Origin of the sequence: Hyalangium ruber, assembly GCF_034259325.1 — a bacterium.
In the GTDB taxonomy this organism is placed as follows: domain Bacteria; phylum Myxococcota; class Myxococcia; order Myxococcales; family Myxococcaceae; genus Hyalangium_A; species Hyalangium_A rubrum.
On record NZ_JAXIVS010000019.1, the window covers coordinates 92429 to 107942 of the forward strand.

14 protein-coding genes are annotated in these 15514 nt (G+C 71.1%); 10 read left to right on the forward strand and 4 right to left on the reverse strand.

Annotation, left to right across the window (positions count from 1 at the left end):
* The first annotated feature begins 46 nt into the window (after positions 1–46).
* Complete coding sequence (locus SYV04_RS38425) at positions 47–358, forward strand: hypothetical protein (protein WP_321551038.1); 312 nt, start codon at positions 47–49, stop codon at positions 356–358.
* Entirely contained in the window at positions 355–1050 is a 696-nt protein-coding gene (locus SYV04_RS38430; RefSeq protein ID WP_321551039.1) for a GAF domain-containing protein, read from the forward strand. Before SYV04_RS38425 ends, SYV04_RS38430 begins: the two co-directional genes overlap by 4 nt.
* A 13-nt stretch (positions 1051–1063) precedes the next feature.
* Here SYV04_RS38430 and SYV04_RS38435 read toward each other — a convergent pair whose 3' ends face one another.
* Complete coding sequence (locus SYV04_RS38435; RefSeq protein ID WP_321551040.1) at positions 1064–2626, reverse strand: hypothetical protein; 1563 nt, start codon at positions 2624–2626, stop codon at positions 1064–1066.
* Positions 2623–3597 carry a hypothetical protein gene (locus tag SYV04_RS38440; RefSeq protein WP_321551041.1) on the reverse strand — a complete coding sequence of 325 codons (975 nt, stop codon included), beginning with the start codon at positions 3595–3597 and terminating at the stop codon, positions 2623–2625. Before SYV04_RS38440 ends, SYV04_RS38435 begins: the two co-directional genes overlap by 4 nt.
* Positions 3598–3907: 310 nt before the next feature.
* Between SYV04_RS38440 and SYV04_RS38445 the strand changes: the two genes are divergently transcribed.
* On the forward strand, positions 3908–5029 hold the full coding sequence (locus SYV04_RS38445) for a LuxR C-terminal-related transcriptional regulator (RefSeq protein ID WP_321551042.1): 1122 nt from the start codon (positions 3908–3910) through the stop codon (positions 5027–5029).
* 28 nt (positions 5030–5057) lie between these two features.
* Entirely contained in the window at positions 5058–6212 is a 1155-nt protein-coding gene (locus tag SYV04_RS38450) for a metallophosphoesterase (RefSeq protein ID WP_321551043.1), read from the forward strand.
* A gap of 18 nt (positions 6213–6230) precedes the next feature.
* Here SYV04_RS38450 and SYV04_RS38455 read toward each other — a convergent pair whose 3' ends face one another.
* The gene (locus SYV04_RS38455; RefSeq protein ID WP_321551044.1) at positions 6231–7370 is read right to left on the reverse strand and encodes a thioredoxin family protein; all 1140 of its coding nucleotides are present in this window, start codon (positions 7368–7370) and stop codon (positions 6231–6233) included.
* Between the two features lie 15 nt (positions 7371–7385).
* Positions 7386–7583 (reverse strand): hypothetical protein, encoded by a 198-nt coding sequence (locus SYV04_RS38460; protein ID WP_321551045.1) that lies wholly within the window; start codon positions 7581–7583, stop codon positions 7386–7388.
* Between the two features lie 102 nt (positions 7584–7685).
* Here SYV04_RS38460 and SYV04_RS38465 point away from each other — a divergent pair, with 102 nt between their 5' ends.
* The 6 genes from SYV04_RS38465 (at position 7686) to SYV04_RS38490 (ending at position 15370) form a co-directional block, all read left to right on the forward strand.
* Positions 7686–9425 (forward strand): GTPase, encoded by a 1740-nt coding sequence (locus tag SYV04_RS38465; RefSeq protein ID WP_321551105.1) that lies wholly within the window; start codon positions 7686–7688, stop codon positions 9423–9425.
* Positions 9426–9530: 105 nt separating this feature from the next.
* The gene (locus tag SYV04_RS38470) at positions 9531–11318 is read left to right on the forward strand and encodes an adenylate/guanylate cyclase domain-containing protein (RefSeq protein WP_321551046.1); all 1788 of its coding nucleotides are present in this window, start codon (positions 9531–9533) and stop codon (positions 11316–11318) included.
* Positions 11315–12613 (forward strand): serine/threonine-protein kinase, encoded by a 1299-nt coding sequence (locus SYV04_RS38475; RefSeq protein ID WP_321551047.1) that lies wholly within the window; start codon positions 11315–11317, stop codon positions 12611–12613. Before SYV04_RS38470 ends, SYV04_RS38475 begins: the two co-directional genes overlap by 4 nt.
* Complete coding sequence (locus tag SYV04_RS38480) at positions 12591–14135, forward strand: FecR domain-containing protein (protein ID WP_321551048.1); 1545 nt, start codon at positions 12591–12593, stop codon at positions 14133–14135. Before SYV04_RS38475 ends, SYV04_RS38480 begins: the two co-directional genes overlap by 23 nt.
* Positions 14136–14300: 165 nt before the next feature.
* On the forward strand, positions 14301–14759 hold the full coding sequence (locus SYV04_RS38485; RefSeq protein WP_321551049.1) for a helix-turn-helix domain-containing protein: 459 nt from the start codon (positions 14301–14303) through the stop codon (positions 14757–14759).
* 164 nt (positions 14760–14923) lie between these two features.
* Complete coding sequence (locus SYV04_RS38490; protein WP_321551050.1) at positions 14924–15370, forward strand: helix-turn-helix domain-containing protein; 447 nt, start codon at positions 14924–14926, stop codon at positions 15368–15370.
* Positions 15371–15514: the final 144 nt, after the last annotated feature.

Consider the following 15514-nt stretch of genomic DNA (forward strand, 5'->3'; position numbering starts at 1 on the left):
CCTCCAACACTGCGAAGTCGCCAGCCCTCAGGAGCTCGAATCCTCGATGCGACGGCTGGAGGAGCTCTTCGTGCCCCACCGCCAGGCCAAGGTGGCGCTCTACGAAGACTCCGTCCGCGTGTGTCAGCTCAAGGGAGACAAGACGAGCACGGCGGTGCTCAACATCTTCCGCAGCAACATGAACGTGATGGGCGAGGCCATCATGGGCTTCCTGCGCTTCCCCGACCCGCACCCGGATCGGCTCCTGCAGCGCTTCCGAACGGTGGCCTCCACCCTGCGCTCGATGATGGACACCGAGGAGAAGGTCGTCTTCCCCCTCTTCCTGCGCCACGCCCGGGGCGAGGTAGGCCCCTCATGAACGACGCCATCCCCAAGGACCTCTCGCGGCTGGATGCGCACCAGCGGCTCAACGCCTTCGACGCGGCCCTGCTGGACCGGACGCCGGACCCGGAGCTGGAGCGCCTGGTGGTCCGAGCCACGGAGGTGAGCGGCTTTCCCATCGCGCTGGTGAGCCTCGTGGTGGATCAGATCCAGTTCTTCCGGGCGCAGGCGGGGCTGCCTCCGGAGCTGGCGTCCTCGCGCGCCACCGACCGGTGCATCTCGTTCTGCCAGTACGTGGTGGCCGGAGACCAGCCGCTGAAGATCGAAGACGCCACGAAGGAGCCGGCGCTGCCCACGGAGCTGGTGGACACCTACGGCATCCGCGCCTACGTGGGCTTCCCGCTGCGGGTGGCGGGCCAGACGGTGGGCTCCTTCTGTGTCATCGACGGGAAGCCGGGGCGGCTGGAGCCCAAGCAGCTCGAGGAGCTCCAGGCGCTGGCCCAGGCCGCCAGCGCCCGGCTGGAGACGCTGGCCCGCAAGTGGGCACCTCCCGCCAACGCGGCCGAGGAGCAGTCCCACCGCGCGTGGATGGCGGTGGCCGAGACCCAGTCGCTGATGAGCCTGAGCGAGCAGTTCGCCTCGGGCAAGCTCTCCCTGGAGGAGTTCCAGCGAGCCCTGAGCGTGCTGGCCGCGCTCTCCGGCAAGCTGGAGCCGGCGGCCCACGAATGAGCCGGAGCACCGCTCACTCGAAACGGAAGTAGGCGTCGAAGTCCGGCGTCTCCTTGCGGCGCTTGCCGTCGGGGCCCACCTGCGGCGGGTAGTTGGCCAGCACGTTCGCCGTGTCCGGCTCGTCCGCCGTGCCCAGCGGCACGGGCAGGTGCTCGCGGATGCTCGGGAGCCCCGCGACGTCGCCCAGGAAGCGCGGCAGCGTGCGCGGGTCCACCATCTCTCCGGCGGTGAGCTCCAGCGGCTGCGCCTCGCCGAGCGCGTCGATGAGCTGGTAGAGCGCCTCGCCCTCCAGCCGGTAGGCCTTGAAGATGCGCAGCAGGGACAGGCCCACCGCGTGCGCGGTGAGCGTCAGGTGGACGGGGTTGGTGCCCAGGTGGTCGTCGCCGTACGAGCGCCACACGAAGCCGCTGGCGCTCTGCACCCACAGCCCATGCACGTTCTCCTCGTCATGCATCTTGCGCGTGGGCAGCGCGCCGGACAGGCCCTCCAGCGCGTTGCGCGGCACGCGCAGGTGGCCCGAGGCGAAGGCGTCCGTGAGGAAGTGGTCGGCGAACGCGTTGCGCACCAGCGCCGCGTCCAGGTCCTTGCGCACCGCCATCTCCAGCGCCTCGCGGTGGTGACGGGCGTAGCGGGCCCAGCTCCGGGGCGCGAAGTGGTCCTGGTTCTCGTTGGCCAGCATCGCGTAGTCGAACCAGCCGCGGTGCGTGTTGAGCAGGAAGGTGCCCTCGTCCTGGGGCGTCACCCCGCGAATCGCGTCGGCCACCGCGGGCGTCAGCTCCGACGCCAGCTCCTCGGGGGTGGCGTAGTAGTCGCCCGCGAGCGCCACCACCTCTCCGTAGGTCAGGGTGAGGCCGGGGCGGATCTCCAGGTCCGTGAGCGGCCGGTAGCGCGCCATCAGGTCCTCGAGCCGGGCCTGGAAGGGCTCGCGCCAGGCCGGGTCCGCGCTGGCGACGGAGAGCCCCTCGCGCTCCAGCAAGGCGCCCGGGACGGGGTTGGGGCTCGCCACGCGCAACAGGACATGGGTCTGCGCGGCGGAGGCCTTGGGGAACACCGCCTCCCCGGCGAGCATGCGCGCGAGCTGCTCCGCGCTGGCACGGTGCTCGGCGGTGCCGAAGTAGTCCGGCCGCACCGTGGCCACGGGCCGCTTCGAGGTCTCCTTGCGCAGGGCGGCCAGCCGCTGCCCGTCCTTCGCCTTCGACTCGACGACGTTGCGCTTCGAGCCCTCCGACGGGGGAGCAGCGGACTCGGGCTCCAGGGACATCACCGCCCGGAAGCCCTGGCGCGCCACCATGCCGCGCAGCGCGGCCGCCTCCGCCGAGCGCACCTGCGCGGGAGGAGGCATCTCGGAGACGCGGCTGCCGAACGCCAGCGGCGCGCCCGTGGGCGAGGACGCGGCGGGAGGAGGCGCGGCCTCGGCCTTCGGCTCGGGGACAGCCACGGGGCGCTTGCGAGCCGAACCGGCCGCCTTCTTCGCCGCGCTCTTCCCCGCCTTCTTCGCCGCGCTCTTCCCCGCCGCCTTGCTCGCGGCGCCGCGCCGGGTACCGCTGCCCTTGCCTTGGGGTTTGCGTGTACTCATGGAAGTCCTCCGTCGATGCCTTGCAGGCGCACCCCGAGCCGGATGCCGGCCAGCACGTGCGCGGGGCGGCTGGGAACGAGGTACGCCACCTGAAGTGTACTGCCCACGCGCGGAGCCCCCCGTCGCGTGGGCGAGAGGTTCTCCCGCGCGTAGGCGCACTGGGCGAGGAAGACGCAGTAGTCCACCGCCGCCTGCAGGGAGAAGTGCTCGGAGAGCGGCTCCTGCGCCGCCGAGAAGAAGCCCGCGCGCAGCACGCGCCGCGCGTACCTCCGGGCCAGCCCCCGGGCCGCCGCGTTGGAGAGCGGCTCGGCGAGGGACTCCAGGCGCCGTGCCTCCTGCGCGAGCTGCTCCAGCAGCCCCGGAGGCCCGTCCTCCGCGTCCGTGCCCGCCAGCAGCACCGCCAACCGCTCGGGCAGCGCCGGGTCGAAGCCCTCCACGAAGCGCGCCACCGCCTCGGTGACGCCCGCGTAATGCACGCCGAAGCGGTGCCGCGCCGCGCCGCCCTCCTCCTCTGTATGGAGGATGGGCGTGGGCGTGGTGGGCAGGCTCGGGTCCACGCTCCACTGGATGGACCAGAGGGTGGGCGGATCCACGCCATGCTCGGGCTGCTGCGAGAAGCCTCCGAGGATGAGGTGGAAGGGCCGAGGCAGCGCTCCCAGCCGGCTCAGCGCCTGGGCCTCCAGCGACGCATGGAGCCGCCGCGCGTAGTCGCCCACGGACTCGCTCTCGCCCAGCGGCGCGCGGTCATCGAAGGCCCGCAGGGAGGTGGCCACCGTGCCCGAGCCGATCGAGCCCACCCCGTTGAACATGGCCAGGAGCCGGCCGCCCGAAAGCGGCACCAGCTTCTCCACGTTGGCCATGTTGGAGAGGAAGCGCTCCTGCCCGCGCGCGTCCACCTCCATCACCGTGGCCAGTCCGTCCGTGGCGAACACGAGCGCGTCTGGCGTCTTGAAGGCGATGTCGATGGTCATGGCGCTCCCCCAGCATACAAGGCGTCAGCCACGGGCCCGGGGCGCTGGAAAAAAACGACGCGCGCCAGGCCTGCGAATGAGAGCCTGACGCGCGCCGAGAGACGACGACTTCAAGGGTGGCCCTCCCCCCCATGGGCCAGACAGTAGTTTCGCGTGAGGGGTCGATTAGTTTCTATTGGGGGAACCCCTTAGGTCGTCCCTTCGTTCAATTTTGCGCACTTCCTCCGAATCCCAGAGGAAGCCGCTCCGCCGTGGGAGCACCCTCCGAAGGCTCGTCTGCGTGTCACAGGAGGAGCTATACTTGGAAATCGTGAATCAATTGGATTCCAGGGATAGAGCCCTCCTGGCGGACCTCCGGGGACAACTGGAGGTGCTCGAGCCTGGGGAGGAGGTGCTCCCGAGGCTGCTAGGCACCTTTCGCGAGAGCCTTCGGGCCGAGCGGATGGTGTCCTACGGGGTAGAAGTCGCCCCGGAGCAGTACGTGGCCAGCTTCTGCCACGGCGTGGGCTTTCCCCAACCGCAGGGGGAGTTGCTGGAGACGTTGAACGGGTTTCTGCGCCAGCAACCCAACCCCTGGGGTTACTACGATCCGGCGCGTCCGGCGCCGGCCCAGCGCAACCGGGCGCTGCACTTCAGCCCCCACGCGCAGGTGGAGTCGCAGGCGCCGCCGCTGCCTGACGCGCCCCAGGAGGGCTGGAGGCGACTGGGCATCGGCCCGGAGGAGGAGGCGCAGGTCCGGCAGCGGGTGAGCACCGCGGCGGGGACGCTGTACCGGCGCCTGGGCATGGAGCACATGTTCCAGGTGCGCGCGCTGGTGTGCGAGGGCCCCGCGCTGCTGGCGTGGGTGGGAGCGCTGCGCTCCGAGCCCTTCACGCCGCGCGAGCAGCGGCTGCTGCAGGAGTTGATCCCCTCGCTGCAGCGCCGGCTGAGCGTGGAGTTGCGGTTGCGAGAGGCAGGGCTGCTGGGCTCGGCGCTGGAGGCGGCGTTGGAGGCGCTCGGGCAGCCGGCCTACGTGCTCACCGCCACGGGGCGGGTGGTACACGCCAACAGCGCGGGCAAGGCCTGGGCGGAGCGCAGTCCCCGAGCGCTGGCGGATGTGACGCGGCGCTACGCGCGGGGCGAGCAGGGGGTGACGGATGCCTCCGTCACGCCGCTGCGGGTGCCCGGGCTCTCCACACACTACCTGCTGGTGGACCGGAGCTCGGAGGCACAGGCCAGCGCGCGACTCCACGTGCTGAGCGAGCGCTGGGAGCTCACCGCGCGCGAGGCCGAGGTGATGGAGCACATCGTCCAGGGGGCCAGCAACAAGACCATCGCGGCGCGGCTGGGCTGCGCGGAGCGCACGGTGGAGGTCCACGTCACCCACGTGTTGAGCAAGGCGCAGGTGGAGAGCCGCTCGGCCCTCATCGCGAAGTTCTTCCAGGGCCCCTGAGCGCTGGCGCCATGCCTAGGATGGGCGGGTGACCTCCCCTCGAATCCAGGCTGCATTGGACAACGCCGCCCGATGCGCGGCGGGCGCTCCCCACTCCGAGCCCGCTCAGACTCCCCCCGTTCCGCGCACGCGGAGGGTGGCCATCGGCGATCCCCAGGCGGACCTCGGCCGCTTCCTCGCCATCCTGGACCGGCATGGGCTGCTCGGCGCGAATGGGTGGCTGCTGCCACACGTGCAGCTCGTCTCGGTGGGAGACCACTTCGACTGGGGCGGCCGGGAGGAGCGGGAGGCGGTGGCGCGAAGCTGCCTGCGGCTGGTGGCGTGGCTCGCGGCGCACCCGGCGGATCAGGCCATCATCCTCGCCGGCAACCACGACCTGGGGCGCGTGGGAGAGATGGCGGAGTTCACCGACGCCACGTTCGCCCAGGCTCAGGCGGAGGCGGACCGCGTGTACTCGGGAGACGACACGGACGAAGCGCAGGAGCACGCCTTCCTCGAGCGCTACCCGCACGTGCCCACAGTGGAGCTCGTCTCTCGTGACTTCGGCAACTTCCGGGAGGAGCAGCGCGCGTGGGTGACGCACCTGCTGCGGCAGCGGCGCCTGCGCGTGGCCTACGCGGCGGGGCCCTCGCTGCTCGTGCTGCATGCGGGCGTCACGCGAGAGGACCTGCGAGAGGTGGGTGTCGCGGAAGGAAGCCAGGGGGACGCACCCACGGTGGCGGCGGCGCTCAACGGGGCGCTGGATGCGGCGGTGGAGGCCTGGAAGGGAGGCCGCCTCGTCATCCCCAAGCTGCACCACCCGGGCAGCGCGGCCTCCAGCGAGGGCGTGGGCATCTTCTACCAGCGCCCGAGTTTGAGCCCGGAGGAGGCGGAGCTCACGCGCCGCACTCCCCGCCGGCGCTTCGATCCCCGGCGGCTGCCGCTGGGGCTCACCCAGGTGGTGGGCCATACGAAGGACAAGCGCACCCGGCAGTTGCTGCGCCTTCCGGGCGAGGTGCGAGAGGGCATGCTGCGCCACCTGCTCACGGATGGCGCGCAGGTCTCCTATGCCCACGGCGCCCCAGCGAGAACAGGGCCCGGTGAGGCGGTGCTCGTCTTCACGGACGGCGGAATGCGCGAGGCGCCAGTGGAGGCGTACGAGCTGTTCGACCTGGACGCTCGCGCCGCCGCGCCGCCGGGCTGAGCGGCGCGGCCTGGTGCCCTACTTCGCCTTCACCTCGGCGAGCTTCTTCACGAGCGCATCGAGCTGGCGCTGCGAGACCTGCGCCTCGGGCAGGGACTTCCCGTAGGCGATCGCCTCCTCGAGCGTCTTCACGGCCGCGTCCTTCTCTCCGCGAGCCACCTGAATGGCGGACCGGTCGGAGAGGACTCTCAGCCGTCGGCTTCCCTGGACACGCGCCAGTGCCCGGTCGTTGGCGGCGAGCGCCTCATCCAGCCTGCCCAGCATCCGGTAGAGGTTGGCCAGCCGGGCCGGCGGGTTGTAGTCGAGGGGCAGGTCCCGCTCGCTCTGCTCGATGGCGGGGACCACGCGCATCGGCTCCTCCAGCGCGAGCGCCGCCACCATGCGGTGCGAGTCGAAGACGGTGCGCGCCTCGGGGTTGGGAGCCTTGGCCGCCTCGCCCTCGAGGAACGTGAGCCACTGCTCCGCCAGCGCCTTCGAGCCCGCCGCATCCCCCGCGGCGGACCGGGCCTCCACCATCGCCTCGTACAGGCCGGAGCGGTCATCCGCGGGCATGTCGATGAGCGGAGGCGCCATCACCTCGACGGCCTTGGCCTCCAGCGTGCGAACCAGCTCCTTGCCCGCCGGGTGGTCCGGCGGAAGCGAGAGCGCGCAGATCAGCCCCATGGTCGTCGCATTGGCCAGGGACGGAGAGCGGGGCACGAGCGGTAGCTCCTGCATCGCCTTGCGCGCGCACGCCTCGGTCTGCTTCGCGCCCCAGAGGGCCGTCAGCAGTGACTCCAGCGTGCGGCCCCGGCGGGACCAGTCCGCGGGAGCCTCGGCGAGCGCCCGGCTGAAGGCCTCGGCGGCCTCGGCTGGCTTGCCCTGGCCATAGAGCGAGTCGCCCCACGCCAATGCCGCCTCGGCGCCCTCGGCCTTGCCGAGATAGGCGCGCTCACCATCCTCGAAGAGCTTCTCGAGCTGCGCCACGGTGGCGCTGCCCGCGAAGCGCACGAGGGCCTTCTCCTCCCTCGGGTCGATGATGAAGAAGGTGGGCCAGCTCTCGACCGGGTACTTCTCCTGGAAGACGGCGTTCTTTTCGAGATCCGTGTTGAGTTCGAGCCAGACGAACCGTCCGGCGTGCCGCGCGAGCGCCTTGTCCGTGAAGACGTAGGCCCGCATCGAGCGGCAGGTGTGTCACCACGGCGCCCAGGTATCGACGAAGAGGGGCACCCCCTTCGCCTTCGCCTCCGCGAGCGCGCGGGCGTAGTCATCCTCGATGAACGGCAGAGGGGCCTGCTCCTGGGCTGCAACCGACGCCTCGGGCGCATTCGTGCGCGAGGCCGTGCAGGCCAGGAGCCCCACGACGAGCAGGCTGGCAACGTGAGTACGCATGGCGGGCACCATAGCGCCGCCAGGCGGCTCTGTCCTCGGCGGACAGGGACGCGCGGAAGAACTGGGCGGAGCGTGCGGCGCGTGGTGTTCTCCGGTCATCGAATGCTCACCCTGCCCGAGCTGCGCGCAGCCCTGGAGTCGGCCCTCACTGTCCTGCCCGCGCCAGAGCGCTTCTCTGGCGCGGAGGACGCGGACACCGCGCGCCGCCTCGCCGAGCGCCTGCGCCGGGACTTGCTGCCCCGCCTGGGGGGAGATGCGCCGCTGCTGCTGGTGGCCATCGCCGGGCCCAACAACGTGGGCAAGTCCACCCTGTTCAACGCGCTGGTGGGAGCGGCCCTGTCTCCCGCGCGCCCCGAGGGAGGCCTGACCAAGCAGTGCCTGGCGGCCGCGCACCCGGAGACGTGGACGGGCTCGCTGCGCGACTTCCTCACCCGCCGCTATGACGTCGTCCCGGTGCCCACGGGCTCCAGCGCGCCGGTGGACCAGCCGGGCCCGTCCGGGCGCCTCTACCTGGTGCTGGCGGAGGCGGTGCCCCAGGGGCTGCTGGTGATGGACACGCCGGACTTCGACAGCGTGTACCGCGACAACCGCGAGCGCACCGAGGCGCTGCTCGTCACCGTGGACGTGCTCGTCTTCGTGGTGAGCCGGCAGACGTACCAGAACGCGGCGCTGGTGGACTTCCTGCGCGCGGGGGTGGGGCGCGGGCGGCCGTACCTGCTCGTCTACAACGAGGCCACGCGCGAGGAGGTGGCGCGCGGGCACCTGGACAAGCTGGCCTCCGACGTGGGCCACCCGCCCCTGGCGCGCTACCTCGCCCCGCACCAGCCGGAGGTGGAGGCCGGGCAGCGGCCCTTGAGCACCCAGCCGCTGGACGGACAGCCCACCCTCTCCGCGCTGCTGGGCGAGGCCGAGCACGTGCGCGAGCTGAAGGCCCGGGCGCTGGCCGCCTCCCTGGCGGATGCGCGCGCGGAGATGGAGACGCTGGGCCGGGCGGCGCGACAGGCCACCCACGAGCCGGAGCGACTGCGCCAGCGGCTGCGCCACGAGCTGTTCGCGGTGGGCAAGAGCGCGGCGCTCAAGGGCGTGCCCGCGGACGTGCTGGTGGATGCCTTCCGGGACGAGCTGGACGCGCGCAGCTCGTTCCACCGCTACGTGCGCCTGCCGTTCCGGGCGCTGGCCACGGCGCTGACGTTCGTCTCGCGCAAGGTGGCCCAGTCCTTCACGGGCGCGGAGCCCTCCGCGGCGCCGGTGCTCCACGCCACGGACGAGACGCTGCGTGACGGGGTGCGGCGGCTGGTGGACCTGATGGCGCCGGAGGTGGCCGCGTGGCGGGGAGACGCGGCGACGCGCGAGCAGCTCTCCGAGGCGTTCGGCCCGCCCACGCTGGCGCGGCTGGAGGAGCCGCTGGGCTTCGAGCCGCTCCATGCCCACGCGGCGGACCGCGACAGCCTCTACACCTTCTGCCGGAGCCTGGTGGGCGAGGAGCTGCAGGGCGGCATGCGCCAGGAGCTGCTCCAGGCGCTCACCACGCTCGTCTACTCGGTGCCCTCGGGGGCGGCGGCGGTGGTGACGGTGGCCACGGGCGGCATGGGGCATGACGCCGTCATCTGGGCCGGCACGCTGCTGTCCACGCCGCTGCTGGAGCGCTTCGTGGACCTGCTGGGAGCGGACGTGCGCGCCCGCGTCACCCAGAAGTGGGCGGACGCCCACGGCGCCACGCTGGCCAAAGCCCTGGAGGCGCGCTTCTTCGCCCCGCTGCTGGGACACCTGGACACGCAGTCAGCCCAGTGGACGCGCACCGCCGAGGCCCTGGAAGTCACCGCCCGAAGGCTCGCGGAGTAGGCGGGCAACCCACCTTCAGCAGGGGAACGGCCCCCGCCTTGCTGGCGGATGGGGTGGGTTCATTGCACTATCGGACACTCCCTCGGCCTCTGCTGGAGCTGCGCCGTGCAGACCCCTCCCCCTCAGCCCGCGCCTACCGCGCCGGTAGCGACCACTCGCCTGCCGCTGGCGGCCCGACTGCTGCTGCTCATCCTCGCGGTGGCGGTGCCGCCGCTGGTGGGGCTGGGGCTGGCGATGATGAACGTGAACGAGGGGGCGCTGCTGCACTCGGCGCGCGAGCTGCACCTCTCCATCGCGTTGGATGTGCGCCGAGCCCTGCGGGAGGAGCTGGAGCGCGCCCGACAGCAGAGCGCGGCCATCGGCTACTTGATGCTCGCCCCCGACGTGGGCACGCAGGAGGAGCGCGAGAAGCTGGCCGACTCGCAGCTCGCGTTCTCCACCAGCCTGGACTTCGTGTCGTTCTACAGCCTGGAGGGTGAGCGCCTGGGCACCCTGAAGGCGCGGGGCGTCGCCGAGCCGGACACGCCCGCGACGCTGCCGACGGCGCTGCTCACGGAGGTACCCGAGCAGGGCCTGCGGGTCCTCGGGCTGACGATGGCGGGAGAGCTTCCCTCCCTGCGCGTGCTGCAGCGCGCGAGCGTGGAGGGCAAGCCCCTGGCCTACCTGCTGACGCACGTGCGGCTGAAGCCCCTGGTGGATCAGCTCCAGGTGCTGAGCACGGAGTGGGACGGCCTGGAGGAGGGCGTGTACGTGGTGGACGCGGAGCGGCGGGTGGTGCTGCACCCGACGCGCTCGCGGCTGGGCGCCTCGCTGGCGGAGTCCGACTTCTTCGCGGCAATTGGCCGGGAGGTGTCCTTCCACTCGGACTTCGTGGCGGCCTCCGACTTCGAGGCCGAGATGCCGATGTTCGGCGCGCTGGTGACGGTGCCCGAGGTGGGCTGGGCCATCGTGGTGCAGCGCTCGCAGCCGCTCACCTTCAAGACGCTCCGGGACATGCGGCTCTCGGTGGGGCTGGCGCTGGGGCTCTGCGCGCTGGTGGCGCTCGTCGGCGCCTGGCTGGGGGCCCGGCAGCTCTCGCGTCCCATTCAGGCGCTGGTGCGCGCCACGCGGAGCATCGCCGCGCGGAGCTTCACCCAGGTAGAGGGCGAGGTGGAGACGCGGGCGGACGAGCTGGGGCACCTGGGGCGCTCGCTCGGGGAGATGGCGCGCTCGCTGGAGAGCTCCGAGAAGGAGTTGGTGGAGCAGACGCGGGTGCGCACGGCGCTGAGCCGCTACCTGTCCGCGGACGTGGTGGAGCTCATCGCCCGGGAGCCGGGCCGGCTACGGCTGGGAGGCGAGCGGCGCGAGGTGACGGTGCTCTTCTCGGACGTGTGCGGCTTCACGCGCCTGTCGGAGTCGCTGCCGCCGGAGACGGTGGTGGCGCTGCTCAACGAGCTGTTCACCTTCGCCACGGAGATCATCCACCGGCGCGGCGGCATCATCGACAAGTTCATCGGCGACAGCGTAATGGCGGTGTGGGGCACGCCCGAGTCGCACCCGGACGACGCACGCCAGGCGGTGGAGGCGGCGATGGAGCTCCGTCGCTGGGTGGAGACGGGCAACCGGCGCTGGCGGCAGAAGTGGGGCGTGGAGATTCAGCTGGCCATGGGGCTGCACACCGGCACGGTGGTGGCGGGCAACCTCGGCAGTGAGAAGCGCATGGAGTACACGGTCATCGGCGACGCGGTGAACGTAGCGGCGCGGTTGGAGTCGATGGCGCAGCCGGGGCAGATCCTCGTGAGCGCGGCGACGCGGGAGCGGCTGGGCGAGGAGGCCGAGGTGCTGCGCCACCTGGGCGAGCGCGCGCTGCATGGCCGCAACGCCACCACGCAGGTGTTCGAGGTGGCCGCGTGAGCACCGAGCCCGATGCGCGACTGGGGAGGACCCTGGCCGGGCGCTACCACCTGCAGCGCGTGCTGGGCCGGGGCGGGATGGGGACGGTGTACGAGGCGGAGCACGTGGGCCTGTCCCGCCAGGTGGCGGTCAAGGTGCTGCACACGCACATCGCCACCGCGCCGGGAGCGGTGATGCGCTTCCAGCGCGAGGCCCGGCTGATGGCGCGGCTCCAGCATCCAGGAGCGGCCCAGGTGTACGACTTCGGCGAGGAGGCCGGAGAGCTCTTCCTCGTCATGGAGCGACTCCAAGGCGAGACGCTGGACACGGTCACCTTCCGCGAGGGCCCGCTGTCCATCCCGCTGGCGGTGGAGGTGGTGGCGCAGGTGCTGGAGGTGCTCGAGGCCTCCCATGCGCTGGGCATCGTCCACCGGGACCTCAAGCCCGGCAACGTGATGCTCCTCGGGGAGCTGTCCGCCCCTCGCGTGAAGGTGCTGGACTTCGGCTTGGCGCAGCTGGTGGACGGCTCGCCTCAGGAGCGCATCACCGTCTCGGGCATGGTGCATGGCACGCCGGGGTACATGTCTCCTGAGCAGTGCCGAGGAGAGCCGCTGGACGGGCGCGCGGACCTGTACGCTCTGGGGTGCGTGCTGCACGAGCTCCTCATCGGGCAGCCGCCTTTCGGAGAGATGCCGGTCGCGGAGGTGATGAGCGGGCACCTGTACCGCCCTCCCGCGCCCCTGCGGCAGCTGCGGCCCCATCTCTCCATCCCGCCGGCGCTGGACACGCTGGTGCTCGAGTGCCTGGCGAAGATGAAGGAGCAGCGCCCGGACAACGCCCAGGTGATGCGGCTGCGGCTGCGCCAGTCGCTCTCCCTTCCCATCTCCCTGGCCCAGGCGCCCCGAGGCGAGGGCAAGAAGAAGGAGCGCCCCCTGCCGGCGCCCCAGCCCTCGAAGACCGAGGTGCCCTCGGATGCTCCCGTGGGAGTGATGGAGGCGGGGGGCCTCGCCAATCCTCATGGAGTCGGCACGGCGCTCGCCGCGGCCGGCTTTCGCGTCGTGCCGTGCGTCGAAGGGGTGTCCGTGGGCGACGTGCGCGCACTGATCATCGTCCCCGAGGCCGGAGGTGATGCACTGCCCCTGGCGCGCCAGCTGGCCTCACGTCCTCATGGGCCGCCGGTGCTGCTGTGCGGCGAGGACGACCTCACGGTGATGACCCGTGCCATTGAAGGTGGAGTCTATGACTACATCCCGCTTCCGCTGGATCCGGTGGACCTCTCTCGCAAGGTGGCTCGTGCCCTGCGGGCGCGCCGCTGAGCGCGTCCTGGGGCTGGGACTGCTGCTCCTGGCCACCGTGGTGGGGGCGGCCGAGCCGGAGGGCCCGAGCGAGGACTTCATCGTCGTGCAGCCGGGAGACACGTGCCAGCTGCTCGGCCAGCGCCTGTGGGGCACGCCGGATGGGTACCGGCAGCTCCACGCGCTCAATGCCTTGAAGAACGCGCACCCCCCGCTGGTGCCGGGCATGCGCCTGCGCATCCGCCCCGAGCCGGAGGCTCACCTCACGTACGTAAAGCCGGACGTCAACACGCGTCCGCCACAGGAGCCGCAGTGGAAGCCAGGGCGCCAGGGCGAGGCGCTGTACCGGCTCTACCAGGTGAACACCCTGCGCGGCGCGGGAGCGGAGGTGACGCTGAAGGACACCTCGAAGCTGCAGCTGCGAGAGAACGCGCTCGTCGTCATCTACGGCGCGCCGCAGGCCACCCCGAAGGAGCCGGAGCGCAAGTCAGGCGGCGTGGAGCTGGTGCAAGGAGACCTGCGCATGCGGCTGGCGGCGCTGCGGGGCGAGTCCCTGCCGCTGGAGACTCCCTCGGCACAGGTGGCGGCCACCGGGCAGGACGTGTTCGTCAGCGTGGATGAGCAGCGCATGAGCCGGGTGGCGGTGTTCGACGGCAAGGCGCAGGTCTCTGCGAAGGGCGCGCGGGTGGAGGTCCCTGGCGGAAACGGCACGCGCGTGGAGCAGGGCAAGGCGCCCGAGCCCCCGCGTCCACTCCTCCCCGCGCCGGCTTGGAGCACCCCGGGAGTGCGCGAGGTGCTGCTGGCGCTCGGTGGCACGCCCCAGTTCCACCCCCTGAAGTGGCAACCCGTGCCGGGGGCGGTGAGCTACCGCGCGGTGCTGGCGAAGGATGAAGGGCTCAATGATTTGGTGGCCCAGGCGGCTCCGACCTCGGAGGTGACGGCCACCTTCGAGACGACCGCATTGGCGCCGGGTCGGTACTACGCCCGGGTGCAGGCGGTGGACGCGCTGGGGCTGCCGGGCATGCCCTCCGCGCCGCGCAAGGTGGAGGTGGTGGCGGTGAAGGTGGAGCGCGGCGAAGCCCAGGACCCGGTGCGGGTGAAGGGGCGTGGGCAGGTGAAGCTGTCCGTGGACCCGGCGGCGGGCATGGCGCTGCGCGTGAAGGGCAAGGCAGTGGGCACCGAGGCGGTGATGCTGGCGCCGGGGATTCACACGGTGGACGCGGTGGGTGTGCTCCGGCCGGTAAGCGTGGAGGTCCAACCTTCGGTGAGCGCGGAGGTGACGCTGCGGCCCGAGGGAGACCGGTTCCAGCTGGAGGTGAACGCCCGTCCCACGGAGGCGGGCGCTCCGCCCATCGCGGATGGCGCCGTGATGGTGAGCGGGCTGGAGGGCTCGACGGTGTCGAACCTGGTCCGCAAGAGCGAGACGCGCTGGGAGGCGACCGTGGCGCCCGTGAAGGCGGGAGCTCGGCTCCGGGCGGCGGTGGAGGTCAAGGCGTACGGTGAGGCGGTGGGCCGAGCGAACGCCGAGGCCGAGGCGCGCTGAGCTCCGGGTCTCCGAGCAAGAATCACCCGTGATGGGTAGGAAATGACGGGAAGACCAACAAGGTTATGACCTGACCGGTCCCTTGTGCATCCCAACCCCGGGTGTCCTTGGAGGACAACGCTCTACGTCCTATGAACGCCACCGACTTTTCGCGGTGGGCATAGGATGGCCATGGACAAGGAGCTGAGCGAAACCCTCAAGAAGGCCATCGGGGCCAACATCCGAAAGGCGCGGCTGCGCCTCGGGCTCTCCCAGGCACGCCTGGCCGAGATGGTCGAGATGTCGACCGAGGTGCTCGGACGGATGGAGCGCAAGAAGGTGCTGCCGCGGCTGGAGCGGCTGGTCCTCCTGTGCCGAATCCTTGGGGTGTCGCCTGATCAGATGCTGGGCTTCACCGCTGGCCCGAGTCATCCGCCGGCCGCGCCGACCTCACCGGCCTACGACGAGATGATGACGGTGATGCGTCACTTCTTCCTGCAGATGGAGTCACGCTTGACGGAGGCGGAGCGCAAGGAGTTGATGCAAACCTTCGCTCACCTGCAGCGGCTGATCACCCTGATGAAGAAGAAGGGGCCATCGGCGGTGATGTCCCGGCGTACGCGCCAGTCTCGGAGCCGGAAGTAGCAGGAATCGACCTGATTAACATCCCTGACAGGTAGGACGGAAGCACGAAACCGGTAAAGTTCTAACCTGGGTGGTCGGCTTCTCATGCGGACCTCGCATGTCCTTGCGAACCCAACTCATTACGTCTTACCTATGGCCCCGACTTTTCACGATGGGCAGAGGTCATGGACAGCGAGCGGTCGAAGGCCCTTAAGAAGACTCTCGGCGCGAACATCCGCAGGGCGCGGATGCAGCAGGGCATCACACAGGAGCGGATGGCGGAGTTGATCGACATCTCGCCTGAGGTGTACGGGCGCCTGGAGCGTGGGGGCATCTTTCCCCGGGTGGAGCGGCTGGCGGACATCTGCGAGAAGCTGGGCGAGTCGGCGGATCAGCTGCTGGGACTCTCGTCGTCCGAGCGGCCGCATCCCAGACCGCCGGACCCGCGACATGACGAGTGGCTGATGCTGATGAGTCGGTTCGTGCCGGTGATTCCGAAGCTGACGCAGTTTCAGCGGTTGGCGGTGCGGCGACACATGGCGGACCTGCACCGGTTGCTACTGACGTTCGTGGAGCCGGAGGCGAAACTGGCGGCGAAGTACCGCAAGCGTCGGGGCACAGCAGGCAAGTGAGCACGGGGGGTTGTAGCGGGGGCCAAATCGGAACTCCCGTAACACCCCGAACCTGCTTTCTGGAGCATCCGGAACGTTGATCCCCGAAGGGGGATGGCGGATGATGTAACCCCTTGTTCTCGCTAACTTTTCGAAGTGCTTATC

Coding starts and splice junctions, on each gene's coding strand:
- SYV04_RS38425 (WP_321551038.1), top strand. CDS start 47: ATGCGACGGCTGGAGGAGCTCTTCGTGCCCCACCGCCAGGCCAAGGTG.
- SYV04_RS38430 (WP_321551039.1), top strand. CDS start 355: ATGAACGACGCCATCCCCAAGGACCTCTCGCGGCTGGATGCGCACCAG.
- SYV04_RS38435 (WP_321551040.1), bottom strand. CDS start 2,626: ATGAGTACACGCAAACCCCAAGGCAAGGGCAGCGGTACCCGGCGCGGC.
- SYV04_RS38440 (WP_321551041.1), bottom strand. CDS start 3,597: ATGACCATCGACATCGCCTTCAAGACGCCAGACGCGCTCGTGTTCGCC.
- SYV04_RS38455 (WP_321551044.1), bottom strand. CDS start 7,370: ATGCGGGCCTACGTCTTCACGGACAAGGCGCTCGCGCGGCACGCCGGA.
- SYV04_RS38460 (WP_321551045.1), bottom strand. CDS start 7,583: ATGCGTACTCACGTTGCCAGCCTGCTCGTCGTGGGGCTCCTGGCCTGC.
- SYV04_RS38465 (WP_321551105.1), top strand. CDS start 7,686: ATGCTCACCCTGCCCGAGCTGCGCGCAGCCCTGGAGTCGGCCCTCACT.
- SYV04_RS38485 (WP_321551049.1), top strand. CDS start 14,301: ATGGCCATGGACAAGGAGCTGAGCGAAACCCTCAAGAAGGCCATCGGG.
- SYV04_RS38490 (WP_321551050.1), top strand. CDS start 14,924: ATGGACAGCGAGCGGTCGAAGGCCCTTAAGAAGACTCTCGGCGCGAAC.